The organism is Actibacterium sp. (assembly GCF_041584535.1).
Taxonomy (GTDB): domain Bacteria; phylum Pseudomonadota; class Alphaproteobacteria; order Rhodobacterales; family Rhodobacteraceae; genus Actibacterium_D.
This window is the reverse complement of the sequence record NZ_JBFHDW010000210.1, coordinates 1-4,850: the sequence shown is the minus strand read 5'-3', so window position 1 is coordinate 4,850 and position 4,850 is coordinate 1. Positions and strand designations below refer to the sequence as shown.

Genomic DNA, 4,850 nt, shown 5'->3' with positions numbered 1-4,850 from the left:
GCCGCCGCCGCCACCGCCGCGACGGCCTACTCGCCCGGACGCCTGAGCGAGAACAGCTGGCCCAAGTGGGCGTAATCGCGATAGCCCAGACGACAAATCGCATCAAAGCGGGTGATGTCGAACATGCCGTCGCGCATGCAATCGTCGCGCAGATGCACGCCGGTGACCTGACCGAACACCACGCGGTTGGCCTTGCCCTCGATCTGGACGATCTGCGTCATCTTGCACTCCAGACTGGCGGGCGCCCCGGCCACCCGCGCGCAGGCAATCGTCGCGCAGTCGGCCTTGTCGATCCCGGCCTTTTCGAACTCGTCCACATCGCGGCCCCACGGGCCCGAGGTCTCGTTCATTTTCTCAAGCATGGGAAATTCGACGATGTTGATGCAGAACACCCCGGTTTCGCGGATATTGGCCAGCGTGTCCTTATCGGAACTGCCATCGGCCTTGCCAGCGGTGGTCGAGAACATCACCTGCGGCGGCGAATATGCCGCGCCGTTGAAAAAGCTGAACGGCGCCAGATTGTCCTGTCCGTTCGCGCCCCGGCTTGCAACCCACGCAATCGGGCGCGGCGCGATAATCGCGTTGAACGGATTATGCGGCAGACCGTGGCCATCTTCGGGTCGATAGAACATTTGAGCGCCTTCCCGTTGTCGTCCTGTTTGCCCAAGACCTAGCCCCGTGTTACGCCGGTTTCCAGCAAGAATGTGAACGAGGCAGGGCGTGATCCGTCTGGAGCAGGAACAATCAGCCGACTGGTGGGAAGTCGAGGCACTGTATGATCTGTGCTTTGCGCCGGGGCGCGAGGCCCTGTCGTCATACCGGCTGCGTGACAATGTCCCGCCGGTGCCCGAGCTGTGCATCGTCGCCCGCGACGAGATGAATATAGTTGCCGGGGCGATCCGCTATTGGCCGGTTCTGGTCGGGGACAAGACCGCGCTGTTGCTGGGGCCTGTGGCGGTGCACCCGACCCATCAGGGCGAAGGTCTGGGCGCGTTCCTGATCCAGAAATCGCTGGACCGCGCGGCGGCTGAGGGCTGGGGCCGGGTGATGCTGGTCGGCGATGCGCCCTATTACAGCCGGTTCGGGTTCTCGAAATTGCAGGGCGTCGAGATGCCGCCGCCGACCAACCCCGACCGGGTGCTGGGGATCGAGCTGACCGATGGCGCATGGCAAGGGGTGACCGGGCCGGTGACGCGCTTTGTCCCCGATCCCAAGGCAGGTTGACGGGGGCTTACAGCGCCCAGCCGCCCTTGCTGAGATATTCGATCACCGACGACCGGGCCGAGGCCCGCCCGCTGCGGGCGGCATCGTCGATCACGCCGCGCAGTTCCGTCAGATCGACCTTGCGCAGCAGATGCTTGACCGGCCCGATCGAGGCCGGGCGCATCGACATCATCCGGAACCCGATCGCCGCCAGACACAGGGCCTCGATCGGGCGGCCCGCGTCTTCGCCGCAGAACGACAGCGATGTGCCCGCCGCGTCACAGCGTTTGACGATGGTTTCAAGGAAGTGCAGGAAACTGATGTTCAGCGTGTCATAGCGCCGGCGCACGCGCTCGTTCTCGCGGTCGGCGGCGAAGAAAAACTGTTTCAGGTCGTTGCCGCCGATCGAGATGAAATCGACCGCGTCAAAAAAGCTGTCCTGCGCAAAGGCAAGGCTGGGGGTTTCCAGCATGGCGCCGACTTCGACCTTATCGGGAACCGGGCGGCCCAGCTTGCGTTCCTGTTTCATCACATGGTCCAGATGGCCGCGCGCCTCGAAGAACTCCGAGGCCTCGGCCACGAACGGGAACATGATGGTCAGGGGCCGTTCACCCGCCGCGCGGATCAGCGCCTGAAGCTGCATCCGCATGACGCCGGATTTGTCCAGACCGACGCGGATTGCGCGCCAGCCAAGGGCCGGGTTCGGCTCTTCCTCGCGCTTCATATAGGGCAGCACCTTGTCCGAACCGATATCCAGCGTTCGGAACGCCACGCGCTTGCCGCCTGCTGAATCCAGCACCTTTGAGTAAAGCGCCGCCAGTTCGGCGCGCCGCGGCACCTGACTGCGGATCAGGAATTGCAATTCGGTGCGGAACAGGCCGACGCCCTCGGCGCCCGAGCTTTCCAGCGACGGCAGATCGGCCATCAGACCGGCATTCATATGCAGCGCGACAGTCTGGCCATCCAGCGTCAGCGCCGGTTTCTTGCGGATCGACACATAGCGTTGCAGCGCCTTGGCCTGCATCGCCATCTTGTCGCGAAAGGCACTGGCGACGCTGTCCTCGGGCCGCAGATGCACGATACCTTGTTCGCCGTCGACCATGACATGATCGCCGTTCAAAGCCTCGGTGGTGATGCGTTCGGCATGGATGACCAGCGGAATCGCCAGCGCCCGCGCGACGATCGCGGCGTGGCTGCCGACCGAGCCTTCTTCCAGCACGATGCCTTTCAGCTTGCGGCCATAGGCCAGCAATTCGCCGGGGCCGATGTTGCGGGCGATCAGGATCGGGTCCAGCGGCATCGAGGCACCGGTTTCCGCGCCCTGGCCGGTCAGGATCCGCAACAGCCGGTTCGACAGGTCGTCCAGATCCTGTAGCCGTTCCCGCAAATAGGGGTCGGGCACGGTTTCCATCCGGGCGCGGGCGGCGGATTGTTCCTTTTCGACAGCGGCCTCGGCGGACAGGCCGCGGTCGATGTCTTCTTCCATCCGGCGCATCCAGCCGCGCGAGTTGGCGAACATGCGGTAGGCTTCCAGCACTTCCATCTGCTCGCTGTCGCCCGAGCCAGCCACCGTCAGCATGTCGTCCACCGATACGCGCAACTGATCCACCGCCTGCCGCAGGCGGTCGCGTTCGACATCGGGATCGTCGGCAACAAGGTTGGTGATGACCACGCGCGGTTCGTGCAGCCAGACATGGCCGGCGGCCACGCCCTCTTGCCCGACGCTGCCGCGGAACATTACCGGCCGCTGGTGCAGCGCTGCCATCGACGGATCATCGCCGACAAAGGCGCCCAGTTCGGTCATCTCGGCCAGAACCATCGCCACGACTTCCAGCGCGTAAACTTCGTCATCCGAGAATTGCCGCGCGATTTTCGACTGCACAACCAGAACGCCCAGCCGTTCGCCCAGCCGCTGAATCGGCACGCCAAGGAACGAGGAATAAATTTCCTCGCCGGTCTCGGGCATATAGCGGAAACCCTTTTCGGCGGGGGCGTTACCGGTGTTGATGGAACGCTGTTCACGGGCGACCCGGCCGACCAGACCTTCGCCGACCCGCATCCGGGTTTTGTGCACGGCCTCGGCCTTCAGGCCCTCGGTTGCGCACAGTTCCAAAGTCTCGGGATCGCGGAACAGATAGATCGAGCACACCTCGGTGCGCATCGAGTCCGCGATGATATGTGTGATGCGGTCAAGCCGTTCCTGACCCTTGCCGGCCTCGGCAAGAGTGTCCCGCAAGCGCCTAAGCAACTTGCGGCTTTCGCTTTCACTGTCGCTGCGTTCGGGCATTTGCCCCCGTCAATCAGGCTGCTTTGTCGAGTCCAAAAGCATCATGGAGGGCTTGCACGGCAAGTTCCATATATTTCCGGTCGATCAGCACGGAAATCTTGATTTCCGAGGTCGAGATCACCTTGATGTTGATCCCTTCAGCAGACAGTGCCTTGAACATGGCACTTGCGACGCCCGCATGGCTGCGCATCCCGATGCCCACGACCGAAACCTTGGCCACATCTGTATCCGCGACCAGTTCGTGGAAATTGATGTGACCGGCATCATGAGCCTTTTTCACGGCTTGCTCGGCGCGGGCAACCTGATTGACCGGGCACGAGAAGGTGATGTCGGTGCGGCCTTCTTCGCTGATGTTCTGGACGATCATATCGACGTTGACGCCAGCCTCGGCCAGCGGGCCGAACACGGCGGCGGCGATGCCGGGGCGGTCGGCGACCGAGAGCAGGGTCATTTTCGCCTCGTCGCGCGAATAGGCGACACCAGAGACAACTTTGCTTTCCATGATTTCCTCCTCCGAGCAGACCAGCGTGCCGGAATTTTCGTCAGTATCCTCAAAGCTGGACAGCACCCGCAGACGCACATTATAGCGCATCGCCAGCTCGACCGAGCGGGTTTGCAGAACCTTGGCGCCAAGGCTGGCCAGTTCCAGCATTTCCTCAAACGCGATCTTGTCCAGTTTGCGGGCTTTTTCGGTGATGCGCGGGTCGGTCGTATAGATGCCGTCCACGTCGGTATAAATGTCACAGCGCTCGGCGCCGAATGCGGCGGCAAAGGCCACGGCGGTGGTATCGCTGCCGCCACGGCCCAGTGTGGTGATCCGGCCCTCGGGGCTAAGGCCCTGGAACCCGGCGATCACGGCAACCTTCATGCCTTCGTTGAACTTGGCGTCGATATTTTCGCTGGGGATCGACACAAAGCGCGCGGCAGCATGGGCCGAGGTGGTGTTGATCGGCACTTGCCAGCCTTGCCAGCTGCGCGCCGGAACATCCATTTCCTGCAGCGTCAGCGCCATCAGGCCGGCGGTCACATTCTCGCCCGAGCTGACAACGGCGTCATATTCACGCGCGTCATACAGCGGCGAAGTCTTTTCGACCCAGCCAACCAGTTCATTGGTTTTGCCCGACATCGCCGAAACGATGACGATGACATTATATCCGCGCTCGACTTCACGCCGGACCTTTTCGGCCGCATTCTTGATGCGGTCCAGATCGGCCACGGACGTGCCGCCGAATTTCATAACCAGAAGCGGCATTGCTAGCCCCTGCAAATTTTCGTCCGGCCCCCTCTAGGTCAAGCGGGGCTTCAGGGCAAGTGGGCACAGAGGGAAACTGCACGAAAACCGGGCATATGCGCGGGACTT

At 62.8% G+C, this 4,850-nt stretch carries 4 protein-coding genes; 1 reads left to right on the top strand and 3 read right to left on the bottom strand.

The window, feature by feature from the left end; translation table 11 throughout:
- Positions 1 to 26 precede the first annotated feature (26 nt).
- Positions 27 to 632: a flavin reductase family protein gene (locus ABYW26_RS10655; RefSeq protein ID WP_372604827.1), complete on the bottom strand. Its 606-nt coding sequence runs from the start codon at positions 630 to 632 to the stop codon at positions 27 to 29.
- An 88-nt stretch (positions 633 to 720) separates the two neighbouring features.
- On the opposite strand from ABYW26_RS10655, the gene ABYW26_RS10650 reads away from it, so the two are divergent.
- A complete protein-coding gene (locus ABYW26_RS10650) occupies positions 721 to 1,224 on the top strand; it encodes a GNAT family N-acetyltransferase (RefSeq protein ID WP_372604826.1) in 504 nt (167 codons plus the stop codon).
- 7 nt (positions 1,225 to 1,231) lie between these two features.
- Here the strand turns inward: ABYW26_RS10650 and ptsP are convergent, their stop codons facing one another.
- Complete coding sequence (gene ptsP / locus ABYW26_RS10645; protein ID WP_372604825.1) at positions 1,232 to 3,490, bottom strand: phosphoenolpyruvate--protein phosphotransferase; 2,259 nt, start codon at positions 3,488 to 3,490, stop codon at positions 1,232 to 1,234.
- A gap of 13 nt (positions 3,491 to 3,503) precedes the next feature.
- Positions 3,504 to 4,742 (bottom strand): aspartate kinase, encoded by a 1,239-nt coding sequence (locus tag ABYW26_RS10640; RefSeq protein WP_372604824.1) that lies wholly within the window; start codon positions 4,740 to 4,742, stop codon positions 3,504 to 3,506.
- Positions 4,743 to 4,850: the final 108 nt, after the last annotated feature.

What these genes read in the sequence shown, in the direction of transcription:
- ABYW26_RS10655 (WP_372604827.1), bottom strand. Translation starts at nt 632, where the DNA reads ATGTTCTATCGACCCGAAGATGGCCACGGTCTGCCGCATAATCCGTTC.
- ptsP (WP_372604825.1), bottom strand. Translation starts at nt 3,490, where the DNA reads ATGCCCGAACGCAGCGACAGTGAAAGCGAAAGCCGCAAGTTGCTTAGG.
- ABYW26_RS10640 (WP_372604824.1), bottom strand. Translation starts at nt 4,742, where the DNA reads ATGCCGCTTCTGGTTATGAAATTCGGCGGCACGTCCGTGGCCGATCTG.